At 69.0% G+C, this 22,356-nt stretch carries 21 protein-coding genes and 1 tRNA gene; 10 read left to right on the forward strand and 12 right to left on the reverse strand.

The window, feature by feature from the left end; all coding sequences use genetic code 11:
• Position 1 precedes the first annotated feature (1 nt).
• From lspA to rplU, 9 genes are all read right to left on the reverse strand, one after another.
• Positions 2–532 (reverse strand): signal peptidase II, encoded by a 531-nt coding sequence (gene lspA / locus NFU04_RS08120; RefSeq protein ID WP_251308996.1) that lies wholly within the window; start codon positions 530–532, stop codon positions 2–4.
• Positions 525–3,359 (reverse strand): isoleucine--tRNA ligase, encoded by a 2,835-nt coding sequence (gene ileS, locus NFU04_RS08125; protein WP_251308997.1) that lies wholly within the window; start codon positions 3,357–3,359, stop codon positions 525–527. The genes lspA and ileS overlap by 8 nt, the downstream gene beginning before the upstream one ends.
• A complete protein-coding gene (ribF, locus tag NFU04_RS08130) occupies positions 3,356–4,408 on the reverse strand; it encodes a bifunctional riboflavin kinase/FAD synthetase (RefSeq protein ID WP_251308998.1) in 1,053 nt (350 codons plus the stop codon). The genes ileS and ribF overlap by 4 nt, the downstream gene beginning before the upstream one ends.
• Before the next feature lie 47 nt (positions 4,409–4,455).
• Positions 4,456–6,060: a murein biosynthesis integral membrane protein MurJ gene (gene murJ, locus NFU04_RS08135; protein ID WP_459382074.1), complete on the reverse strand. Its 1,605-nt coding sequence runs from the start codon at positions 6,058–6,060 to the stop codon at positions 4,456–4,458.
• Positions 6,061–6,182: 122 nt separating this feature from the next.
• Positions 6,183–6,449 carry a 30S ribosomal protein S20 gene (gene rpsT / locus NFU04_RS08140; RefSeq protein ID WP_146803424.1) on the reverse strand — a complete coding sequence of 89 codons (267 nt, stop codon included), beginning with the start codon at positions 6,447–6,449 and terminating at the stop codon, positions 6,183–6,185.
• Between the two features lie 197 nt (positions 6,450–6,646).
• A complete protein-coding gene (gene proB, locus NFU04_RS08145) occupies positions 6,647–7,786 on the reverse strand; it encodes a glutamate 5-kinase (RefSeq protein ID WP_251308999.1) in 1,140 nt (379 codons plus the stop codon).
• A gap of 11 nt (positions 7,787–7,797) precedes the next feature.
• Positions 7,798–8,988 (reverse strand): Obg family GTPase CgtA, encoded by a 1,191-nt coding sequence (gene cgtA / locus NFU04_RS08150; RefSeq protein ID WP_251309000.1) that lies wholly within the window; start codon positions 8,986–8,988, stop codon positions 7,798–7,800.
• Positions 8,989–9,087: 99 nt separating this feature from the next.
• The gene (gene rpmA / locus NFU04_RS08155) at positions 9,088–9,345 is read right to left on the reverse strand and encodes a 50S ribosomal protein L27 (RefSeq protein ID WP_251309001.1); all 258 of its coding nucleotides are present in this window, start codon (positions 9,343–9,345) and stop codon (positions 9,088–9,090) included.
• A gap of 33 nt (positions 9,346–9,378) precedes the next feature.
• Positions 9,379–9,690: a 50S ribosomal protein L21 gene (gene rplU / locus NFU04_RS08160; RefSeq protein ID WP_146803420.1), complete on the reverse strand. Its 312-nt coding sequence runs from the start codon at positions 9,688–9,690 to the stop codon at positions 9,379–9,381.
• Positions 9,691–9,959: 269 nt separating this feature from the next.
• On the opposite strand from rplU, the gene ispB reads away from it, so the two are divergent.
• From ispB to NFU04_RS08175, 3 genes are all read left to right on the forward strand, one after another.
• The gene (gene ispB / locus NFU04_RS08165; protein WP_251309002.1) at positions 9,960–10,934 is read left to right on the forward strand and encodes an octaprenyl diphosphate synthase; all 975 of its coding nucleotides are present in this window, start codon (positions 9,960–9,962) and stop codon (positions 10,932–10,934) included.
• A gap of 90 nt (positions 10,935–11,024) precedes the next feature.
• Positions 11,025–11,101: transfer RNA gene (locus NFU04_RS08170), tRNA-Pro, on the forward strand.
• Between the two features lie 165 nt (positions 11,102–11,266).
• Positions 11,267–11,686 (forward strand): hypothetical protein, encoded by a 420-nt coding sequence (locus NFU04_RS08175; protein WP_251309003.1) that lies wholly within the window; start codon positions 11,267–11,269, stop codon positions 11,684–11,686.
• A 5-nt stretch (positions 11,687–11,691) separates the two neighbouring features.
• On the opposite strand, the gene NFU04_RS08180 is transcribed toward NFU04_RS08175, so the two are convergent.
• Positions 11,692–13,224 carry a phospholipase D family protein gene (locus NFU04_RS08180; protein ID WP_251309004.1) on the reverse strand — a complete coding sequence of 511 codons (1,533 nt, stop codon included), beginning with the start codon at positions 13,222–13,224 and terminating at the stop codon, positions 11,692–11,694.
• A 4-nt stretch (positions 13,225–13,228) separates the two neighbouring features.
• On the reverse strand, positions 13,229–13,456 hold the full coding sequence (locus NFU04_RS08185) for a hypothetical protein (RefSeq protein ID WP_146803416.1): 228 nt from the start codon (positions 13,454–13,456) through the stop codon (positions 13,229–13,231).
• A gap of 279 nt (positions 13,457–13,735) precedes the next feature.
• Here NFU04_RS08185 and NFU04_RS08190 point away from each other — a divergent pair, with 279 nt between their 5' ends.
• On the forward strand, positions 13,736–14,530 hold the full coding sequence (locus NFU04_RS08190; protein WP_251309005.1) for a TlpA disulfide reductase family protein: 795 nt from the start codon (positions 13,736–13,738) through the stop codon (positions 14,528–14,530).
• Positions 14,531–14,758: 228 nt separating this feature from the next.
• The gene (rapA, locus tag NFU04_RS08195) at positions 14,759–17,692 is read left to right on the forward strand and encodes an RNA polymerase-associated protein RapA (RefSeq protein ID WP_251309006.1); all 2,934 of its coding nucleotides are present in this window, start codon (positions 14,759–14,761) and stop codon (positions 17,690–17,692) included.
• Positions 17,693–17,764: 72 nt separating this feature from the next.
• Here the strand turns inward: rapA and NFU04_RS08200 are convergent, their stop codons facing one another.
• On the reverse strand, positions 17,765–18,667 hold the full coding sequence (locus NFU04_RS08200; protein ID WP_251309007.1) for a TIGR01777 family oxidoreductase: 903 nt from the start codon (positions 18,665–18,667) through the stop codon (positions 17,765–17,767).
• Between the two features lie 108 nt (positions 18,668–18,775).
• On the opposite strand from NFU04_RS08200, the gene NFU04_RS08205 reads away from it, so the two are divergent.
• From NFU04_RS08205 to NFU04_RS08225, 5 genes are all read left to right on the forward strand, one after another.
• Positions 18,776–18,982, forward strand: a complete 207-nt coding sequence (locus NFU04_RS08205; protein ID WP_251309008.1) for an FAD-dependent oxidoreductase — start codon at positions 18,776–18,778, stop codon at positions 18,980–18,982.
• A complete protein-coding gene (locus tag NFU04_RS08210) occupies positions 18,967–19,338 on the forward strand; it encodes a sirohydrochlorin chelatase (protein ID WP_146803411.1) in 372 nt (123 codons plus the stop codon). Before NFU04_RS08205 ends, NFU04_RS08210 begins: the two co-directional genes overlap by 16 nt.
• Positions 19,335–20,240 carry a MerR family transcriptional regulator gene (locus NFU04_RS08215; RefSeq protein ID WP_285835133.1) on the forward strand — a complete coding sequence of 302 codons (906 nt, stop codon included), beginning with the start codon at positions 19,335–19,337 and terminating at the stop codon, positions 20,238–20,240. Before NFU04_RS08210 ends, NFU04_RS08215 begins: the two co-directional genes overlap by 4 nt.
• A 178-nt stretch (positions 20,241–20,418) precedes the next feature.
• Positions 20,419–21,837 carry a deoxyribodipyrimidine photo-lyase gene (gene phrB / locus NFU04_RS08220; protein WP_251309009.1) on the forward strand — a complete coding sequence of 473 codons (1,419 nt, stop codon included), beginning with the start codon at positions 20,419–20,421 and terminating at the stop codon, positions 21,835–21,837.
• Positions 21,838–21,859: 22 nt separating this feature from the next.
• Positions 21,860–22,300, forward strand: a complete 441-nt coding sequence (locus NFU04_RS08225; protein WP_251309010.1) for a nuclear transport factor 2 family protein — start codon at positions 21,860–21,862, stop codon at positions 22,298–22,300.
• The last annotated feature ends 56 nt before the right edge of the window (positions 22,301–22,356 follow it).

Genomic DNA, 22,356 nt, shown 5'->3' on the forward strand with positions numbered 1-22,356 from the left:
TTCAGGATCCGGCCTTGTTGCGGCGCTGGCGCCAGCCATCGCGCAGCGACTCGAGGATGATCCCCGCCGCCCCCAGGGTGATCGCCACGTCGGCCAGGTTGAAGGCCGGGAAGTAGTAGCGCTGTCCCCAGTGGAAGGAGAGGAAATCGACCACGTAGCCGTGCACCAGGCGATCGTAGAGGTTGCCCAGGGCGCCGCCGATGATCAGCGCCAGGGCGACCGCCAGCAGGGTCTCGTGGGCCTTGAGGCGGCGCATCCACAGGCTCAGGCCGACGCTGGCCCCCACCGCGATGGTGGCGAAGAACCAGCGCTGCCAGCCATCGTGGCCGGCCAGGAAGCTGAAGGCCGCCCCGGTGTTGTGCAGCAGGGTCAGGTCGAAGAAGGGCAGCACCGACACCGGCCGGGCATAGCCCAGCCAGGCACTGGCGGCGTACTTGGTGCCCAGGTCCAGCACGATCACCGCCAGCGCCAGCCATAGCCAGCGCAGCGGCTTGTGCATGGGACGGCCCTCCGCCCCAGGGGTCTTAGGCATAGTGGCGCTCTTCACCCGGCCCCTCCGGCAGGTTGCTGATGCAGCGGCCGCACAGCTCCGGGTGCTCGGCGTGGCTGCCCACATCCTCGCGCTGGTGCCAACAGCGGTCGCACTTGGCGTGCGCGCTGGCGACCACGGCCACCTTGAGGTTGTCCAGCTCGGTGGCCTCGGCGGCATCGCCCTCGGCCAGGGGGGCCAGATGCACGTCGCTGGTCAGCAGCACGAAGCGCAACTCGTCGCCCAGGCGCTCCAGGGTGGTGCGCAGGGCATCGTCCACGTACAGCGTCACCTCGGCGGCCAGGCCACTCTTGATGGTCTTGGCGTTGCGCGCCTCTTCCAGGCACTTGTTGACCGCCTGCTTGACCTCCAGCACCTGCTCCCAGAAGTCGCGGCCCAGGGGCGCGTCCTCGGCGAGCGTCTCGAGGCCGCCGTAGTACTCCTCCAGCAGCACGCTCTCGCCGCGCTTGCCGGGGATGTTCTCGTAGATCTCCTCGGCGGTGAAGCTGAGGATCGGCGCCACCCAGCGGGCCAGGGCCTCGACCACCCGATAGAGGGCGGTCTGAGCACTGCGCCGCGCCAGGGAGTCGGCCTGGGTGGTGTACTGGCGATCCTTGATCACGTCCAGGTAGAAGCCGCCCAGCTCCCGGGCACAGAAACCATGCACCTGCTGGTAGACATCGAGGAAGCGGTACTCCTCATAGGCCTTCTCGATGCGCGCCTGCAGCTGGGCGGCGCGGTCCACCACCCACTGGTCGAGGGCCAGCATCTCGTCGAAGGGCACGGCGTCGCGCTCCGGCGCGAAGCCGCTGAGGTTGGCCAGCAGGAAGCGTGCGGTGTTGCGGATGCGCCGGTAGACATCGGCGGTGCGCTTGAGGATCTCGTCGGAGACCGCCATCTCGCCGCTGTAGTCGGTGGAGGCGACCCACAGGCGCAGGATATCGGCGCCCAGCTTGTCCATCACCTCCTGGGGCGCCACCACGTTGCCCACCGACTTGGACATCTTGCGGCCCTGGGCGTCGACGGTGAAGCCGTGGGTGAGCAGGCCGCGATACGGCGGGTGACCGTCGATGGCGCAGCCGGTCAGCAGCGAGGAGTGGAACCAGCCGCGGTGCTGGTCGGAGCCCTCCAGGTAGAGGTCGGCGCGGGGGCCGGACTCGTGGCCGTGGGGGTGCGAGCCGCGCAGCACATGGCGGTGGGTGGTGCCGGAGTCGAACCAGACGTCCAGGGTGTCGGTGACCTTGTCATAGTCGCCGGCCTCCTCGCCCAGCAGCTCGGCGGGGTCGAGGCGGAACCAGGCATCGATGCCCTCGGCCTCGACCCGCGTGGCGACCGCCTCCATCAGCTCGACGGTGCGCGGGTGCAGCTCGCCGCTGGCCTTGTGCAGGAAGAAGGGGATCGGCACGCCCCAGTTGCGCTGGCGCGAGATGCACCAGTCGGGGCGATTGGCGATCATGGCGTGCAGCCGCGCCTGGCCCCAGGCCGGGGTGAACTGGGTGGCCTCGATGCCGGCCAGGGCCTTCTCGCGCAGGGTCTTGCCGTCCTTGCCCTGACGATCCATGCCCACGAACCACTGGGCGGTGGCGCGGTAGATCACCGGGGTCTTGTGACGCCAGCAGTGCATATAGCTGTGGGTGATCGGCTTATGGGCCAGCAGGGCCCCCACCTCGGCGAGCTTCTCGACGATCTGCGGGTTGGCCTTCCAAATCATCTGGCCGCCGAAGAACGGCAGGTCGTCGGCGTAGACGCCGTTGCCCTGCACCGGGTTCTTGATCTCGTCGAAGCTCATGCCGTGGGCGCGGCAGGTGACGAAGTCATCCTCGCCGTAGGCCGGGGCCGAGTGGACGATGCCGGTGCTGCCCACCTCGCTCTCCACGTAGTCGGCCAGGTAGACCGGCGACAGGCGGTCGTAGAAGGGGTGGCGGAAGCGGATGCCGTCGAAGGCCTCGCCGCGGGCGGTGGCGATCGCCTCGCCCTCCAGGCCGAAGCGCTCCAGGCACGACTCCACCAGCTCCTCGGCCAGCACCAGCAGTCGCTCGCCGGTGTCCACCAGGGCATAGGTGAACTCCGGGTGCATATTGAGGGCCTGGTTGGCGGGGATGGTCCAGGGGGTGGTGGTCCAGATCACCACGGCGGCGGGCTTGGCCAGCTCGCTCAGGCCGAAGGCCGCGGCCAGGCGCTCGGCGTCTTCCACCGGGAAGGCCACGTCGATGGCGTCGGACTTCTTGTCCTGGTACTCCACCTCGGCCTCGGCCAGGGCCGAACCGCAGTCGAAACACCAGTTGACCGGCTTGAGACCCTTGAAGACGAAGCCCGCCTCGACCATCTCGGCCAGGGCACGGATCTCGCCGGCCTCGTTGGTGTACTCCATGGTGCGATAGGGATGATCCCAGTCGCCGATCACCCCCAGGCGCACGAAGTCCTTGAGCTGGCCCTGGACCTGCTCGCCGGCGTACTCCCGGCACAGCTTGCGGGCCTCTTCCGACGGCAGGTGCTTGCCGTGGGTGGTCTCCACCTTGTGTTCGATGGGCAGGCCATGACAGTCCCAGCCCGGCACATAGGGGGCGTCGAAGCCGGCCAGGCTTTTCGACTTGACGATGATGTCCTTGAGGATCTTGTTGACCGCATGCCCGATATGGATGCTGCCGTTGGCATAGGGAGGGCCGTCGTGGAGCACGAAGAGTTCGCGGCCCTGACGCGCCTCACGCAGCCGCCGGTAGATATCCAGCGCCTGCCACTGCGCCACCCGGTCGGGCTCGCGCTTGGGCAGCATGCCGCGCATGGGGAAGTCGGTTTCGGGCAGGTTCAGGGTGTGCTTGTAATCGCTCATGGGTGTCCGTCATCGTCGCAGCCGGCGGCCCGGGGGCCGTCCGAGGTGTCGGGTATGGCAGCCTCGCGCGCCAGGGGCGCCGATGCCAGGGGAAACGTATCGCTGGTCTCCGGTGCCCGGGGGCACTCGGCAAAGAAGGTGCGGGCGCGCTGCTGGTCCCGGGCGATCTGGCGCTTGAGCGCCTCCAGGCCGTCGAAACTCAGCTCGCCGCGCAGGCGCGCACAGGGGGTCACCGTCAGGCGCTGACCGTAGAGGTCGCCATCGAAATCGAAGAGATGCACCTCCAGCACCGGGCGGCGGCTGCCCACCGTGGGGCGCCAGCCGACATTGGCCACCCCGGGCAGGGTGCGGCCATCGGCCAGGGTAGTCATCACCGCATAGACGCCGCGCAGGGCCAGCGGCCGCGGCAGCAGCGGCAGGTTGGCGGTGGGCACGCCGATGGTGCGACCGAGCTTCTGGTCGGCCACCACCCGGCCGCTGAGGCGGAAGGGGCGCCCCAGCATGCGCCGCGCCTGGGCGAAGTTGCCGCTGGCCAGCAGGGTACGCACCCGGGTGCTGGAGACCCGTTCGCCATCCAGCACGAAGGTACGGGTGTGCTCGACGCCGAAGCCCCGCTCGGCGCCCATCCGCTGCAGCAGGGCGAAGTCGCCGCTGCGGTCGCAGCCGAAGCGGAAGTCGTCGCCCACCACCAGGTGACGCACGCCGAGGCCCTCGATCAGCACCCGCTCCACGAACTGGCGGGCGGTGAGGCTGCGCAGGGCGTCGTTGAAGGGCAGGCAGAGCACCCGGTCGGCGCCGGCCTCGGCCAGCAGGTCGACCTTGTCGCGCAGCCGGGTGAGCCGCGGTGGAGCCTGGTCACCGGCGAAGAACTCCCGGGGCTGGGGCTCGAAGACCACCACGGTGACCGGCAGGCTCAATCGACGGGCCCGCTCGCGGAGCTGGTCGAGGATCGCCCGGTGGCCGCGATGGACCCCATCGAAGTTACCGATGGTGGCCACGCAGCCCCGGTGCGCCTCGCGCAGATTATGCAGTCCTCGAATCAGTTCCATGCGTCGCCCAAGGCTCCATCACGGGATAAAGTCAACGATTATAGCGATCAGCCATGCAGCCGGAAATGGCGCAGCCGAACGCCCCAGGCGGCCAGCCAGGCGAAGTAGATCGCCGCGCCGCCCACCACCAGGCCGGCCAGGTGCAGCACCCGCTGGCCCACGCCCCAGCCCAGCCACTGCTGCCACTCCGGCGCCAGCCAGGCCAGGCCCAGCCCCATCACCGCGCAACCGCCGAGCAGTTGCACCATGTAGCGGCCCCAGCCCGACTGCGGTACCAGTACCTGCTGCCGCCACAGCAGGTAACCCAGCAGGCCGGCATTGAGGAAGGCCGACAGCGCCGTGGCGAGCGCCAGGCCGGCGTGGGCCAGGGGCCAGATCAGGATCAGGTTGAAGACCATGTTGGCCACCATGGCGAGGATCCCCACCTTGACCGGGGTCTTGGTGTCCTGGCGGGCGAAGAAGCCCGGCGCCAGCACCTTGATCAACATAAAGGCCACCAGGCCCAGGGCGTAGGCCCGCAGGCTCATGGCCGCCATGGCGATATCCTGCTCGGTCATGGCGCCATAGTAGAACAGCGAGATCAACAGCGGCTCGGCGAGGACCACCAGGGCCAGGGCCGCCGGCACCCCCAGCAGCAGCACGGCGCGCATCGCCCAGTCGAGCATCCGGGCGAAGTGCTCGCCGGACTGCTCGGCATGGCGACGCGACAGGGCCGGCAGGATCACCGTGCCCACGGCGATGCCGAAGACCCCCAGGGGCAGCTCCACCAGGCGGTCCGAATAGTAGAGCCAGGAGACGCTGCCCGGGGCCAGCAGCGAGGCCAGCACGGTATCCAGCAGCAGGTTGATCTGCGACACCGAGACCCCGAACAGCGCCGGCGCCATCAACACCAGGATGCGCTTGACCCCGGCATGGGCGAAGTTGGGCCAGGGCCTGGGCATCAGCCCCAGGCGCGCCAGGAAGGGCACCTGGAAGGCCAGCTGCGCCACCCCGGCGATCATCACCCCCCAGGCCAGGGCCATGGCCGGCTCGCTCAGCAGCGGCGTCAGCAGCACCGCCGCGCCGATCAGCGAGAGGTTGAGCAGCACCGGGGTAAAGGCCGGCACCGCGAAGCGGCTCCAGGTATTGAGCACGCTGCCGGCGAAGGCGGTCAGCGAGATCAGCAGCAAATAGGGGAAGGTGAGCCGCAGCATCTCGGCGGTGAGCGCCAGCTTGGCCGGGTCACGGCCGAAGCCGGGGGCGAACAACCACACCAGCCAAGGGGCGGCGAACATGGCCAGGGCGGTGATCAGCAGCAGCACCACCGCCAGGCTGCCGGCCACCGCGTCGAGCAGCTCGCGCACCTCGGCCCGGGAACGCTGGGCGGCATACTCCGAGAGCACCGGAACAAAGGCCTGGTTGAAGGCCCCCTCGGCGAACAGCCGGCGCATGAAGTTGGGGATCTTGAAGGCCACGAAGAAGGCGTCGGCCCCCTGGCCGGCACCGAACAGGGCGGCGATCACCACGTCCCGGGCCAGCCCCATGACCCGCGAGACCATGGTCATCACGCTGACCACCAGGCCGGAGCGCAGCAGGCCGGCGCGCGCCGGCGGCTGGGCGGCGTCGCTCACGGGAGGAGGCACTGTCTGGGGATCGTCGTTGGCCACGGGCATCGCCTTGCTGGGGTGGAGTGACGGCCATAAAAAAACCGGCCGAAGCCGGTTTTTTCCTAAGCACTGCTTGCGTCAGCGGGCCTCCGTGGAGGCCGGGCAATCAGTCCTAGTGGGCGTCCGGCTTACGCAGCCAGCGCCTTAATTCGCTTGTTCAGGCGGCTCTTCAGGCGAGCGGCCTTCTTCTTGGACAGCACGTCCTTGTCGGCGATGCGGTCGATGACCGGCTGGGCCGCCTTGAAGGCGTCCATGGCCTGAGCGTGGTCGCCGCCGTCGATGGCCTTGAGCACCCGCTTGACGTAGGTGCGGACCATGCTGCGCTGGCTGGACTTCAGGACGCGACGCTGCTCTGCCTGACGGGCGCGCTTGCGGGCTTGCTTGCTGTTAGCCACTGCTATCTCCTTGGAGAATCTTTACCACTACTGGGTAAAATCTTGGTAACTAGTTGACCTGGCTGGGCTTTGTCGAGATCCCAACCGGTTTGGCCGGCGTTGATCGAAATCGCCACCACGGGCCGTGTCTGAGAGGATGGCGCATTCTAGCATGTCAAGTCCGGGGTTGCCATAACTCAAGCGCCGGGCCGTTGCCGTCAGAGCACCACCAGATTATCGCGATGGATCAGCTCCGGGGCCTCCATATAACCGAGGATCGCCTCGATCTGATGGCTGGGCTGGCCGAGCAATTGCCGCGCCTCGTCGGCGCCATAGTTGACCAACCCCTTGGCCACTCGCTTACCGGCCTCGTCCACGCAGACCACCATATCGCCGCGCACGAACTGCCCCGAGACCGCCCGGACCCCCACCGGCAGCAGGCTGGAACCGCGACTGCGCAGCACCTTCACCGCCCCGGCATCCAGGGTCAGATGACCGCGCACCTGCAGCTGCCCCGCCAGCCAGCGCTTGCGGGCCGCCATGGGCGCCTGCTCGGGACGCAACAGGGTGCCCAGGCGCTCGCCATCCACCAGCCGCGTCAACACCTCGGGCTGGCGACCGCTGGCGATGGCGGTGACCGCCCCGGAGCGTGCCGCCAGCTGGGCCGCCCGCACCTTGGTGATCATGCCGCCGCGCCCCAGGGCACCGCCATCGCCGGCCATGCCGGCCAGGCGCGGGTCGTCGGCGCGCCCCTCCTGGATCAGCTTGGCCTCGGGATCGTGGCGGGGGTCGGCGTCGAAGAGCCCCTCCTGATCGGTGAGGATCACCAGGGCATCGGCCTCCAGCAGGTTGGCCACCAGGGCGCCCAGGGTGTCGTTGTCACCGAAGCGGATCTCGTCGGTGACCACGGTGTCGTTCTCGTTGATCACCGGCACCACCCGCAGGTCGACCAGGGTGCGCAGCGCCGAACGGGCGTTGAGGTAGCGCTTGCGGTTGGAGAGGTCGTCATGGGTCAGCAGGATCTGGGCGGTCAGCAGCTTGTGCCGCCCGAAGTGCCCCTCGTAGCATTCGGTGAGGCCGTTCTGCCCCACCGCGGCGGCGGCCTGCAACTCGTGCACCGCCGAGGGTCGAGCCTGCCAACCCAGGCGCACCATGCCGGCGGCCACCGCCCCGGAGGAGACCAGCACCACCTCGATGCCACGGCGATGCAGCTCGGCGATCTGGTCCACCCAGCCGCCGATGGCCGCTTCGTCCAGGCCGCGGCCGTCATTGGTCAGCAGCGCACTGCCGATCTTCACCACCACCCGCCGGGCGCCCGCCAGGGCCTCGCGCCCCGGCGCCTGCTCCTTGACCGTCATCTCAGGCCTTCCTACTGCACGTATTCGACGTCGACATCATAATCGTCATCGTCGAAGTCGTCGTCATCATCATCCGTAGCGCGCTTGCGCTTGCGACCCAGGCGCTCCTCGGTGCGTGCCACCGACTCCGCCTCCATGCGCTCACGCATCTGCCGCTCGTGCTCGGCGGCCGCCTCGTCCTCGTGCTCGAGGCGGCGCTGCTCGGTGAGCCAGCGATGCACCGCCTGGACCAGGGCATCGGTGCCCTCGCCGGAGATCGCCGAGATGCGGAACACCGGCCCCTCCCACGCCAGGCGCGAGAGGATCTCCTCGGCCACCGCCTCGCGCTGCTCCTCGGGGAGCAGGTCGAACTTGTTGAGCACCAGCCAGCGGGGCCGCTCGGAGAGCGCCGCGGAGAACTGCTCCAGCTCGTTGACGATGGCCTCGGCGGCCGCCACCGGATCGGACTCGTCGAAGGGCGCCACGTCCACCACATGCAGCAGCAGCCGGGTACGGGTCAGGTGCTTGAGGAAGCGCAGCCCCAGGCCGGCTCCCTCGGAGGCGCCCTCGATCAGCCCCGGCACGTCGGCCATCACGAAGTGCTCGTGGGGACCGATCTTCACCACCCCCAGGTTGGGCACCAGGGTGGTGAAGGGGTAGTTGGCGACCTTGGGCTTGGCGGCGGAGACGGCACGAATCAGCGTCGACTTGCCGGCATTGGGCAGGCCCAGCAGGCCCACGTCGGCCATCACCTTCATCTCCAGGCGCAGGTTGCGACGCTCGCCCTCGGTGCCCTTGGTGGTCTGCCGCGGCGCCCGGTTGGTGGAGGACTTGAAGTGAATATTGCCCAGTCCACGGCGGCCGCCCTGGCCCACCAGCACCACCTGGCCGGCCTCGGTGACATCGGCGATCACCTCGAGGGTCTCCTCGTCGATCACCGTGGTCCCCACCGGCACCTTGATATGCAGGTCGTCGCCGGCCTTGCCGCTCATCTGCCGCCCCTGACCGGGCTGGCCGTTCTGGGCCTTGTAGAAGCGCTGGTACTTGAAGTCGATCAGGGTGTTAAGGGCATCGTCACCGATCAGGTAGACGCTGCCGCCGTGGCCGCCATCGCCGCCATCGGGGCCACCCTTGGGCACGTACTTCTCGCGCCGAAAGCTCAGGCAACCGTTACCGCCCTTGCCGGCTTCGACGATGATCGAGGCTTCGTCGACGAACTGCATCTGTCACTCTCCTGGCGGCCGCTGCCGCCCCGCCGCCATCATATAAGTACAAGAAGGCCCCGCCTGGGCGGGGCCTTCCTAACACAGGTTCGGGCGGTCTCAGGCGGAGACGACGCTGACGAACTTGCGGTTCTTCGGACCCTTGGTCTCGAACTTGATCACGCCTTCGTCCAGGGCGAACAGGGTGTGATCCTTGCCGATGCCCACGCCGGTGCCGGCGTGGAACTTGGTGCCGCGCTGGCGGACGATGATGTTGCCCGGCTTGACGACCTGACCGCCGTACAGCTTGACACCAAGGCGTTTGGATTCTGAATCACGGCCGTTCCGCGTGGAACCGGCAGCCTTCTTATGAGCCATTGCAAATACCTCGCTCTAGGGGGATTGGACCGCTTAGGCGGAGATCCCGGTGATCTTGACTTCAGTGAACCACTGACGGTGGCCCTGACGCTTCATGTGGTGCTTGCGGCGACGGAACTTGATGATGGTCACCTTGTCGCCACGGCCGTGAGAGACGACCTCGGCGGAGACCTTGGCACCGTCGACGACCGGGGCGCCGACCTTGACGTCGTCGCCATCGGCAACCAGCAGCACCTGGTCGAAATCGATGGTTTCACCGGTGGCCACTTCCAGCTTCTCGAGCTTCAGGGTCTGGCCTTCCTGAACGCGGTACTGCTTGCCACCGCTCTTGATCACTGCATACATGGGCTTTCTCTCCAATCACTCATCGGGGTGTGCTCTTCATCGGCCTGCGTCGAGTGGCGCCCCTTCCGGCAGCCATCTGACAGGGAGCGTGATGAGTCGGGTCGCGGATTATAACGGCAGGCAAGCCTTGACACAAGCCGCAGGCCGCGCAATGCCTGGCTTGACGCCCATCGGCCCCCTCCATAGCATTAGCCCCACCCAAGGCCGGATCACATCGCACATCGTCACCCCCTCGGCCCCACCCTCTTATCGCGACAAGCCCAACACTCATGCAGCCAACCGCATCGCCCATCCATGCGGCGGTGGCAGAAGATTTCGCCGCCGTCAATCGCACCATCCAGGCCCAGCTGGCGTCCCGCGTGCCCCTGGTAGAAGCCATCGGCAACTACATCACCGAGAGCGGCGGCAAACGCCTGCGCCCCCTGCTGGTGCTGCTGGCGGCACGCTCTTTGGGCTACGAGGGCGAACAGCACATCACCCTGGCCACCCTGATCGAGTTCATGCACACCTCCACCCTGCTGCATGACGACGTGGTGGACGAATCGCATATGCGTCGCGGCAAGGCCACCGCCAACGACGCCTGGGGCAATGCCCCCTCGGTGCTGGTGGGCGACTTCCTCTACTCCCGCTCCTTCCAGATGATGGTGGAGATCGGCTCCATGGAGGTGATGCGCATCCTCTCCGGCGCGACCTGCGTCATCGCCGAAGGCGAGGTGCTGCAGCTCACCAACGTAGGCAACCCGGACGTGGACGAGGCCGCCTACTTCGAGACCATCCAGGGCAAGACGGCGATGCTCTTCGAGGCCGCCTCCCACACCGGCGCCATCATCGCCGACGCCACCCCGGAGCAGCAGGCGGCGCTGCAGCACTATGGCCGTTACCTGGGCCTGGCCTTCCAGTTGATCGACGACCTACTCGACTACCAAGGCGATGCCGAGACCATGGGCAAGAACGTCGGCGACGACCTGGCCGAGGGCAAGCCCACCCTGCCGCTGATCCAGGCCATGGTGGCGGGCAACGCCGAGCAGGCCGAGGTGATTCGTCAGGCGATCCGCCAGGGCGGCCTGGAGCGCCTCGACGAGGTGCTGAGCATCGTCGAGGCTACCGGCGCCCTGGATTACACCCGCGCCCGGGCCGAGGAGATGGTCGAGCTGGCCCTGGCCCAGCTCGAGGCCCTGCCGGCGAGCCCCTACCGGGAGAGCATGGCGCTGCTGGCGCGCCTGGCGGTAGAACGCAAGACCTGAGGCGAAGAAAACGAGCAAGCGCCGCGATGCTTGCATCGCGGCGGCGAATGCGTATAATGCGTCTCCGTTGAGGCGCCAGCCCCAACGCGTCGGAGTATAGCTCAGCTTGGTAGAGCGCTGCCTTCGGGAGGCAGAGGTCGTAGGTTCGAATCCTGCTACTCCGACCACAATTCCAGAAAACGCCCGCTCACTCGAGCGGGCGTTTTCGTATGTCGCCAACTCCCGCCCCTCCCGATAAGCCCCGCCAATCGTCACCATGGCCGGAATCCAAGGGCCGAATGCCCGCCGCTGGGCCAGACTGAGGTTAGCGCCACCCACCGGAGGGGAACCTCATGCAACGCCTGTCCCTGGAAGAGGCGGTGCTGCGCCTGAGAGAGCTCGGCCCCATGGAGCAATTCTGCACCAAGGTGCTGCGCTTGCCGCTGATCCTGCGTACCGCGCGCAGCGCCATCTTCGAACTGGGCAGCGACGAGCGCGGCCACACCCAGGTGCTGATGCTGCTGGAAGACACCCCGGAGGCGAGCCCCCGCGAGCTGACCCTGGAGGTGAGCGAAGACGAGTTTCCCGCCGCCTGCGGCCAACTGACCCGGCATGGCGCACGTCTCTTCGAGAGCGAGGGCAGCTATGCGCCGGGCTGCGCCTGGCGCATCCTCTACTGCCCCCTGCCGGAAGGGCATCGCCTCAGGGTCATCAGCATCGACCCGAGGCGCTGCGCCTCCGGCATGGGCGCTCCCGGAGCGGCCGATCGCTAAGGCGACTAGAGCAGCGACTCCACCCCGGGCAGCCGCCCCAGCCAGGCGCCGAGGCGCCGCCAGAACCCCGCGGGCTCGCGGCGCCAGACCTGCGGGTCGTCGACGCTCCTGGCATGCCAGGAGAGTCGACCGGCGGCATCCCGGCGCACCCGATAGCTCACCGCCGGATGCATGCCCTCCTCGGCCAGGGCCCAGAGCCGGGCATTGAGCTCGGGACTGTCGATCAACAGCCCCACCTCGGTATTACACCATAGGGAACGCGGGTCGATATTGAAGCTGCCGACGAAGAGGCGATCCGTATCGAAGGCCATGGCCTTGATATGCAGGCTGGAGTCGGAGGCACCCGGCAGGCCCGCGCCGCTGGCATCCTCGCCATCGGGACGCAACTCGAAGAGGCGCAGGCCCCGCGCCAGCAGGGCCGGCCGATAACGCGCGTAGGCGCCATGCACCGCGGGAATGTCCGTGGCCGCCAGGGAGTTGGTGATCACCGTGGTTTCCACCCCCGCCTCGGCCAGCTCGGCGAGGCGCCTCACCCCCTCTCGCATCGGCACGAAGTAGGCGGAGATCAGCAGCAGTCGTTCGTCCGGGGCATCGAGACGCGCGGCGAGCGCGCCGGCCAGGGTCTGGTCGAGGGCGGGCCGCCCCGCCAGGCGCACCTTGTCGGGGTCATCCCAGAGCGCCTCGCCATGGGCCCAGGTCAGGGGCCCGAGCAGGGTCGGCGCCTCCGTATGGCGCCGCCCCGGGGCCTGGAAATAGGGGGTGTCCTCCCCCCGGGTGGCCTGCCAGGCCTCCAGTTCCTCGAGCAGCTGCCGCCAGGCTCCCGGCGGCGCCGTGGCGAAGCGCGCCAGGGGCTGGGCGAGGGGGTGCCGCCAGTAGCTGTCGAAGCCCTCCGAGAGGTCGGCGGCGATGGGCCCCGCGGCCAGCACGTCCAGGTCGGCGAAGTTGCGCCGCGCGTCGGCATCGAAGTACGCATCACCGAGGTTGCGCCCGCCGGCGATGGCCACGGCGTTGTCCACCACCCACAGCTTGTTGTGCATGCGCCGATGCTGACGATCGAAGTCGAGCCCCATCATCAGGCCGCGGGTCAGCAGGCTGCCGCGCCCGCGCAGCAGGGGATTGAAGAGGCGCACCTCCACGCCGGGGTGGCTATCCAAAGCCGCCAGATAGGCCTCGCCGTCGAGGCTGGCCAGGTCATCCAGCAGCAGGCGCACCCGCACGCCCCGCCGCGCCGCCCGCAGGGCGCGCCCCATCAGCACCCGGGTGGTCATGCCGTCCTCGGCGATATAGCTCTGCACGTCCAGGCTGCGCTGCGCCTGATCGATCAGGGCGACGCGCAGGGCGAAGGCCTCATCGCCCCGGGACAGCAGCCGATAGCCGCTGCGCCCCTGGCGAGCCGCCGCCTCGCCGAGGCTCCATGCCCCCAGGCGAGTGGCCGCCACCTCGTGGGGCAGCAGCGCCATGGATGCGGTACGCGTGGCCGCCGGCGGGATGCACCCCGCCAGCAGTAACACCAGCAGCAGCGGTGCGAGGCGATGCATGGGGTCAGTCGTCGCGGTGGGCGGCGTCGCGACGCTTGCGCCACTTGTTGCGGCGATAGAGGCGCGCCACCGCGATGCCCAGGGCGAAGGCCACCATCACCGCCAGGGTCACGCCCTGCCAGTAGCGGGCACCGTCGTCCATCAGGGTGCCGAGGGTAATGATGGTGATAAAACCGATGGCCTGGCTGGCGATGGCCAGGGCACGCAGGGTATCGAAGGCCGGCTTGGCCATGCACAACTCCCGTCGCTGGTGAGTGACAGCCCCTCTCGCGGTCAGTAGGCTAGCAGTCTGTCGGACTTAACACTGATCTACTACGAATCCCGGGCTTTCGGCCAGTTTCATTCGATCCATTTCGTTAAATAGCTCGCTATTCGCCTCAATCGATCGATAAACCTGACTCGAAATCCGTGATTCTCGTGACGATCGGCTAAACCCGACAGACTGCTAGCGCTGAAACGCCCATTGTAGCGCGGCCGACTCCGGCCGCCGAGCCCGCCCCGGAGCCCCGTCATGGATGCCATCGCCCTCGGCACCGTCCTGCTCTCCCTGCCCCGCCTCTACGCCATCGCCGCGACCCTGGTGCTGCTGGTGGCCAGTTGGTTCCTGCTCGGCCTGCCTCGCGCCCTGCATGCCCGCTGGTTCAATGGCCTGCTGCTGAGCTGGCTGGCGGGTGCGCGCCTGGGGCATGGCTTATTGCACTGGGAGAGCTATGCGGCGGCGCCCCTGGACCTGCTCAAGCTGTGGCAGCCCGGCTATCACGGCCTCTGGGGCCTGCTGGCGGCGCTGATCTGGAGCGCCTGGACGCTGCGCCAGCGGGTGGTGCGCATGGGCGGCGCCATGCTGCTGGTCGTGGGCAGTTCGGCCATGTGGCTGGCCCTGGTGACCTGGCAACCCGGCGCCAAGCCCCTGGCGATGCAGACACTGCCCGCCTTGACCCTGGAGAACCTCGACGGCGAGGTCGTCGACCTGCGCTCCCTGACCGGCGAGACGGTGCTGCTCAACCTCTGGGCCACCTGGTGCCCGCCCTGCCTGCGGGAGATGCCACTGCTGGCCGAGGCGGATGCACGGGAGGGGGTCACCGTGGTAGTGGCCAATCAGGGCGAGGACCTGCTCCAGGTGATGCGCTACCTGGACGACCAGGGGCTCGACTTCCGTCATGCCCTGCTCGATCCCCACCAGGAGTTGATGGTGCGAACGGCGTCGCCGGGACTACCCACCACCCTGCTCTTCGATGCCGAGGGGCGCACCGTTCAACAGCATGTCGGCGAGCTGACCCGGGCCCAGCTGGAGCGCTGGCTCCCCTGACCGACGCCCGGCGATTCGGCCGACGGCCTCGGGCGACCTTCCGAAACCCGCACCATAGGGCGAGCCGGGTCCAGATGGGGCGCCGGCTGCGCTACCCGGCAAGCATCGATTCGGCCTACAGCCTCGGGCCACTTTCCGGTACCATACCGCGCCCTGCCGCCGCCCCTTCCGCGACAGCCCGGGCGGCGATGAGCCATTGGCAGCACCCTGTTGATCATCCGAGGCATCATGAGCGAATTTTCTCCCGGTCAGCGCTGGATCAGCGACGGCGAAGCCGAGCTGGGCCTGGGCACCGTCCTGAACTGTGATTTCCGCACCGTCACCGTGCTGTTCAGCGCCAGCCAGGAAACCCGAACCTACAGCGTGCGCCAGGCGCCCCTGACCCGCGTGGCCTTCGGTAGCGGCGACCGCATCCAGGCCGCCGAGGGCTGGTTCCTCACCGTCGACGACAGCAAGGAAGCGAACGGCCTGATCGTCTATATCGGCGAGGATGACGACGGCGAGCTGCGCGAGCTGCCCGAGGTGCGCCTGGCCGACACCATGCAGTTCAATCAGGCCCGGGACCGCCTGCTGACCGGCCAGGTGGATCGCAACGACTGGTTCGACCTGCGCTTTCGCACCCTGCACCACCATGCCCGCATCGAGCAGCACCCGGCCCTGGGCCTGGCGGGCCCCAAGATCGACCTGATCCCCCACCAGTTGTATATCGCCGAGGAGGTGGCCGGGCGCCATGCGCCACGGGTGCTGCTGGCCGACGAGGTGGGCCTGGGCAAGACCATCGAGGCAGGCCTGATCCTGCATCGCCTGCTGCTCAGCGGCCGCGCCGAGCGCGCCCTGATCCTGGTGCCGGACAGCCTGACCCACCAGTGGCTGGTGGAGCTGCTGCGCCGCTTCGCCCTCGAGGTGACCCTGCTCGACGAGCACCAGAGCCTGGCCCACGGCGACGCCAACCCCTTCGACAGCGGCCAGCTGGTGCTGGCCAGCCAGCAATGGCTGTTCGCCAACCCGCACCGGCAGGCCCAGGCCGAGGCCTGCGACTGGGACCTGCTGATCGTCGACGAGGCCCACCACCTGGACTGGTCGCCGGAGCAGAGCGGCCCCGGCTACGCCTGCGTGGAGCGCCTGGCCGGCGCCATCGACGGGGTGCTGCTGCTCACCGCCACCCCGGAGCAGATGGGCGTGGCCAGCCACTTCGCCCGCCTGCGGCTGCTCGACCCGGAGCGTTACCAGAGCCTGGAGCGCTTCCAGGCCGAGGAGCAGGGCTATGTGGCGGTGGCCGCGGCGATCGACGCCCTGGAGCAGGAGAGCCTCGATGCCGAGGCCCGGGATCGTCTCGGCGCCGTGGTGGACGATGCCGATAGCCAGGCCCTGCTGACGCTGCTGACCCACCCGGAGAGCGATGCCGACCAGCGCGACCGGGCCCGCGCCCAGCTGCGCGAGCAACTCCTCGACCGCCACGGCACCGGCCGGGTGATGTTCCGCAACAGCCGCCGCCATGTGGGCGGCTTCCCGGAGCGGCGCCTGACGGTCACGCCCCTGGAGGCCCCCAGCGCCTATCGCCGAGTGCTGCGCAAGCTGGATCGCGACGAGGACTACCTGGACGAGCTGCTGATCGAGACCGGCCTCGATCACCCCGAAGTGCTGCTCTACCTGGACACCATGTACCAGGCCCTGGCCGACGACCCCCTGAATGCCGAGCCCTGGTGGCAGTTCGACCCGCGAGTCACCTGGCTGCTCGAATACCTGGTGGAGCACGGCGACGACAAGGTGCTGGTGATCGCCCACGACAAGGCCACCGCCCAGGGCCTGGCCGAGGGCCTGCGGGTGCTGGGCGGGGTGCATGCCCCGGTGTTCCACGAGGATCTCTCCCTGGTGGAGCGGGACCGCGCCGCGGCGGCCTTCGCCGACGCGGAGGAGGGCTGCCAGGCGCTGGTCTGCTCGGAGATCGGCTCCGAGGGGCGCAACTTCCAGTTCTGCCATCACCTGGTGATGTTCGACCTGCCCCAGCACCCGGATCAGCTGGAGCAGCGCATCGGCCGCCTCGACCGCATCGGCCAGCGCCACCCCATCGAGATCCAGGTGCCGGTGTTCGCCGGCAGCCCCGGCGAGCGCCTGCTGCGCTGGTATCGGGAGGGGATGGACGCCTTCGGCGCCCCCCATGGCGTCGGCAACGACCTCTTCGCCGCCTTCGGCGACGCCCTGGCCGACGCCCTGCTCGACGACGAGAGCCTGGAGGAGGTAATCGAGGAGACCCGGGCGCTGTTCGAGAGCCGCCTGGCCGAGCGCGACGCCGGGCGCAACCGCCTGCTGGAACTCAACGCCTGCCGCCCGGGCCGGGCCGAGGCCACCGCCGCGGCCATCGGCGAGCTGGACGCGGACAAGGCGCTGCCCCGCTACCTGGACCAGGCGCTGGATATCTTCGGCGTCGACAGCCAGGAACTGGGCGGCAAGATCCTCCACCTGCGCGCCGGGCCGCAGATGCTCGACGGCCTGCCGGGGCTGGTCAAGGGCGAGGAGGGCTTCTCCGCCACCCTGGATCGGGGCGTGGCCCTGGCCCGGGACGATGTCCAGCGCCTCTCCTGGGAGCACCCGCTGCTGCGCGAGATGATGGGACGCGTCCTGGATGGCGCCATGGGCAACACCGCCCTGGCGCTGCTCAAGCATCCGGCGATTCCCGCCGGCCGGGTGATGGCGGAACTGGTCTTCCGCACCCACTGCCCGGCCCCCAGGAAGCTGCATATCAACCGCTTCCTGCCGGCCACGGCGGTACGGGTGCTGCTCGACGAGTCCGGCGCCAATCTCAGCGACAAGGTCTCCTTCACCGGCCTGGCCAAGAACCTGCAGAAGGTCAAGAAGGCGGTGGCCCGGGACCTGATCAAGAGCCGCCACGAGCAGCTGCGCGAGCTGCTCGACAAGGGCGAGGCCGAGGCGGAGCGGGAGCTGCCCTCCATCGTCGAGGCCGCCCAGCAGCGCATGCGCGACAGCCTCGACGGCGAGCTGGCTCGCCTCAGCGCCCTGGCCCGCCATAACCCGGCGGTCCGCGAGGACGAGATCCAGGCCCTGCGTGACGAGCGCAGCGCCCTGGATGCCGCCATCGAGGGCGCCCGGCTGCGCCTGGATGCGGTACGGGTGATCGTCACCATCGATAACGAGACCCGCTAGCCTCCTGAAGGCAGAACGCCGCGTCCCATCTCGGGGCGCGGCGTTTTTGGTTATGGGCACCGGCACCCGGCGCTAGCCGAGAATCTCCGCCAGGGCCCGATCCAGGGTCGGGTACTCGAAGGTGAAACCGGCCGCCTCGAGGCGATCCGGACGCATATCCGCGCCGGTCAGCAGCAGATCGGCCATCTCCCCCAGCGCCAGCCTGAGCACGAACGCCGGGGCCGGGAAGATCGCCGGGCGCCTGAGCTGGCGCGCCAGGAGACGGGTAAAGGTGGCGTTGCGCACCGGGGTCGGGGCGCTGGCGTTGAAGGGACCGCTCAGCTCCTCCCGGGTCAACAGGAATTCGATGGCCCGCACCAGGTCGCGGCGATGGATCCACGGCATGAACTGCCGGCCGTCGCCGAAGCGCCCGCCCAGGCCCATCTTGAAGGGCGGCAGCATCTTGGCCAGGCTGCCGCCGTCGCGGTCCAGCACCAGGCCAGTACGCAGCAGCGCCACCCGCACCCCCAGGGGCTCCGCCTCCCGGGCCGCGGCCTCCCACTGGCGACACAGCCGGTGGGCGAACTCGTCATGGGGGGGCGTCTGCTCGTCGACCCGGACATCGCCCTGGTCGCCATAGAAGCCCATCGCCGAACCGGAGACCAGCACCCGGGGCGCGGCCTGGCGCTCCGCCAGCCGCTGGCAGAGCGCCACCAGCTCCCGGGTGAGGGTCAGGCGGGAATCGACCAGCCGCGCCTTCTGCGCCTCGCTCCAGCGCTTGCCGGCGATGGACTCGCCGGCCAGGTTGATCATCCCCTCGGGGCGTGCCGCCTCGGCTTCGGCCACCCCCGCGATTACCCGCACCTCCTCCGGCAACACCCGGCGTGCCGCCTGGGGATCCCGCGAGACCACCCATACCTCGTGCCCCGCCTCGATCAGGCGCCGACAGAGCGGGCGCCCCACGAAACCGCTGCCTCCGGTGACCAGAATACGCATGCGACGACTCCCCGAACCGAAACAAGTTATACAATGATTGTACGGTTTTGTTAGTCTAGCCGATATGGCCACGCTGCCTACCCCTATCACTGTCGCCGGAAACGCGCCATGCCCTCCATCGCCATTATCGGAGCCGGTCTCGCCGGCCTGGCCTGCGCCAGGACCCTGCAGGAGCAGGGACTCGACATCCCCCTGTTCGACAAGGCTCGAGGCCGGGTGGAGGATGCCTGGCGCTCCGGCCACCTGCTGGGCCGGGCACTGGCCGAGCTGACCCCCGCTTCGCCGATTGGAGGCACCCAATGTCCCATGCCCTGATCCTGCTTGCCCACGGCTCCCGCGACCCCCGCTGGCAGGCCCCCTTCGCCGCCCTGGCCGATACCCTCGGCCAGCGCCTGACCACCCCGCTGCGTCTCGCCTATATGGAGCTCTGCGAGCCCTCCCTGGAGGCCAGCGTGGCCGAGCTGGCCGAGGCCGGCATCACCCGCATCGATATCCTGCCGCTGTTCTTCGCCGCCGGTCGTCACCTGCGCGAGGACGTCCCGGGCCAGGTGGCGGCGCTGGAGCGACGCCACCCCGAGTTGCGGCTCTCGCTACTGGCGCCGGTGGGCGAGCATCCCGCCTTCGTCGAGGCCCTGACCACCATTATCCATGAGCGCGCGAGGTCGTCATGACACTACAGGCCAACCACCCCAGCGACACCCCGCTCTACCCGATTCGTGAGGTCTCACGCCTGACCGGCGTCAATGCCGTGACCCTGCGCGCCTGGGAGCGCCGCTACGGGCTGATTCGCCCCCAGCGCACCCCCAAGGGGCATCGCCTCTATACCCGCGAGGATATCGAGCGCATCGAACGCATCCTGCAGTGGCTCAATCGCGGCGTGCCGGTCAGCCAGGTCACCGAGCTGCTCGATCAGCCCGAGCGGGTCGAGGCCCCGGCCCCCGGCGCCGGTGACTGGCCGGAGCAGCGTCAGCAGATGGCCGCCGCCGTGGAGAGCCTCGACCTGGAGCGCCTGGAGAGGCTCTATCAGCAGGCCCTGGCCCTCTACCCCATGGCCACCTGCCTGGAGGAGCTGCTCACCCCGGTGGTGGCGAGCCTGGAGGAGGGCTGGGAAGAGCAGTTGGGCGCCTGCCTGCAGCGTCGCACCCTGGAGTCCTTCCTGCGCACCCGGGTCGGCACCCGCCTCTACCATGCCAACCGCGGCAATGGCGGCCCCTGGCTGATCATCAGCCATCTGCCGGAGGCCAAGGGCCCGCTGTGGGACCTGCTCGCCGCCCTGGCCGCCAGCGATGCCGGTTATCGGGTCCACCTGCTGGACGGCCCCCTGCCCATCGGCGAATGGCCCCTGGCCGCCGAGCGCCTCAAGGCGGTAGCCCTGGTGCTGTGCAGCGGCCAGGCGGAGCGTGCCGACCTGGTGCGCCGCCAGTTGCCCCGCCTGGCGGAGCAGCTGGCGGTGCCCCTGGGGCTGTGCGGCCCGGTGGCACGCATTCGTGCCGCCGAGCTGGAGGCCACCCGGGTCACCCTGCTGGGCGAGACGCCCCAGGCCGCCATCCAGGCGCTGGGCGAACGACTCTAACCAAGCGATGCCTCTGAAGGAGCGCTGGGAGCAAGCCAGAGCGAAGCGTCTTTATCATGGACGAGAAAGTCGAGCGTCCAGGGAAGGATTAACAGCGTCTTCGCGAGGCTGCTCCCAGTGCAGTCCCGGGGCTCGATCCCCCCGAGACGAGTACGATGCCTGAAGACAAGGAGGCCCGATGCCTGCCACTCCCGTTCTGGTCTGGTTCCGTAACGACCTGCGCATTCATGATCACCGCGCCCTGGCCGCGGCGGCCCGCCAGGGGCCCGTGGTGGGCGTCTTCCTGCACTGTCCCGACCAATGGCGCGCCCACGGTCACGGCGCCAATTGCCTCGACTTCCTGCGCCGCGGCGTCGCCGCCCTGGCCGATGACCTGGCCGGCCTCAATATTCCCCTGCTGCAGCGGGACATCGGCGACTTCGCCGCCGCCCCCGAGGCGCTAGGCGCCATCGTCGAGTCCCTCGGCGCCAGGCGGCTGCACTTCAACCACGACTACCCCCTGGACGAGGCGGACCGCGACCGTGCCGTCACCCGGGCCCTGGCGGCCCGGGGCGTGGAGGTGACCGGCCACCATGACGGTGTGGCCTTCGCCCCCGGTGAGCTGCTCACCGGCCAGGGCAAGCCCTACAAGGTCTTTACCCCCTTCGGCCGCGCCTGGCACCGCCACCTGGACGCCGAGCGGCTGGCCCTCTCGCCCACCCCCGAGGCGCAGGCGCCACTGGCCATCGACGGCGAGCCCCTGCCGCCATGCCCGGCCATGGATGACCGGCCGGTGGCAAGCCGCCGCTGGCCCGCCGGCAGCCGCGCCGCCGAGGAGCGGCTGAGCCGCTTCCTGCGCTATCGCGGGCGCCACTACAGGGCGCAGCGCGACTTCCCCGCGGTGGCCGGCACCAGCGAGCTCTCCCCCTACCTGGCCCTGGGCATGCTCTCCCATCGCCAGTGCCTGCAGGCGGTGCTGACGGAGAACGACGGCCGTCTGACGGAAGGCGATGCGGGCCTCGCGGCCTGGGTCAACGAGCTGGTGTGGCGAGAGTTCTATCGGCATATCGCCGCGACCTTCCCGGCGGTCTGCCGCCACCGCGCCTTCCAGCCGCATACCGAGGCGCTGGCCTGGCGGGACGACGAGGCGGCCTTCCGGGCCTGGTGCGAAGGGCGCACCGGCTACCCCATCGTCGATGCCGCCATGCGCCAGCTGGTCACCAGCGGCTGGATGCACAACCGGCTGCGCATGATCAGCGCCATGTTCCTCAGCAAGCACCTGCTGATCGACTGGCGTCGCGGCGAGGCCTTCTTTATGCGCCACCTGGTGGATGGCGACTTCTGTGCCAACAACGGCGGCTGGCAATGGGCCGCCTCCACCGGCACCGATGCGGCGCCCTACTTCCGCATCTTCAACCCCACGACCCAGTCGAAGCGCTTCGATCCCGACGGCCGCTTTATCGCCGACCTTGTACCGGAACTGTCCAAGGTCGACCCCAAGCAGCGCCATGATCCTCCCGAGGCGGTACGCCGCGCCCAGGGCTACCCGGCGCCCATCGTCGATCACAAGGCCGCCCGCCAGCGTGCCCTGGATGCCTTCGCCGCCCTGAAGTCCTGATCCCACCGCGCCCGGAGGCCCGATGAGCCCTGATCCCGACCTGGAGGCGTTCTGCGCCTTCTTCAACAAGCTAGACAAAAGCTATACAAAAAACCTTTACAGGGTATACACTGATGACGTGGTCTTCACCGACCCCGTGCATCGGGTCGAGGGCCGGGCGGCGCTGGAGGCCTATTTCGCCAGCCTCTACGCCAGGGTCATCGACTGCCGCTTCGACTTCCATGAGCGCCAGCGCCAGGGCGATACCGCCTTCGTGACCTGGCTCATGACCCTGAGGCATCCGCGCCTGGCCGGTGGACGACCCATTCGGGTCGAGGGGTGTTCCCACCTGACATTCGCCACCGCCGACCCGGCGCGGGTCTGCCGGCATCGCGACTACTTCGATGCCGGCGCCATGCTCTACGAGCACCTCCCGCTGCTGGGGCCAGGCGTGCGCTGGGTGAAACGCCGCCTCGCCGACTGAATCCACTCGCTGCCCGATTGCGTATCAGCGAGTGACGCTGACACCACGCAGGACGG

The sequence above is a fragment of the Halomonas sp. NCCP-2165 genome, from assembly GCF_023708045.1.
GTDB classification, from domain to species: domain Bacteria; phylum Pseudomonadota; class Gammaproteobacteria; order Pseudomonadales; family Halomonadaceae; genus Bisbaumannia; species Bisbaumannia pacifica.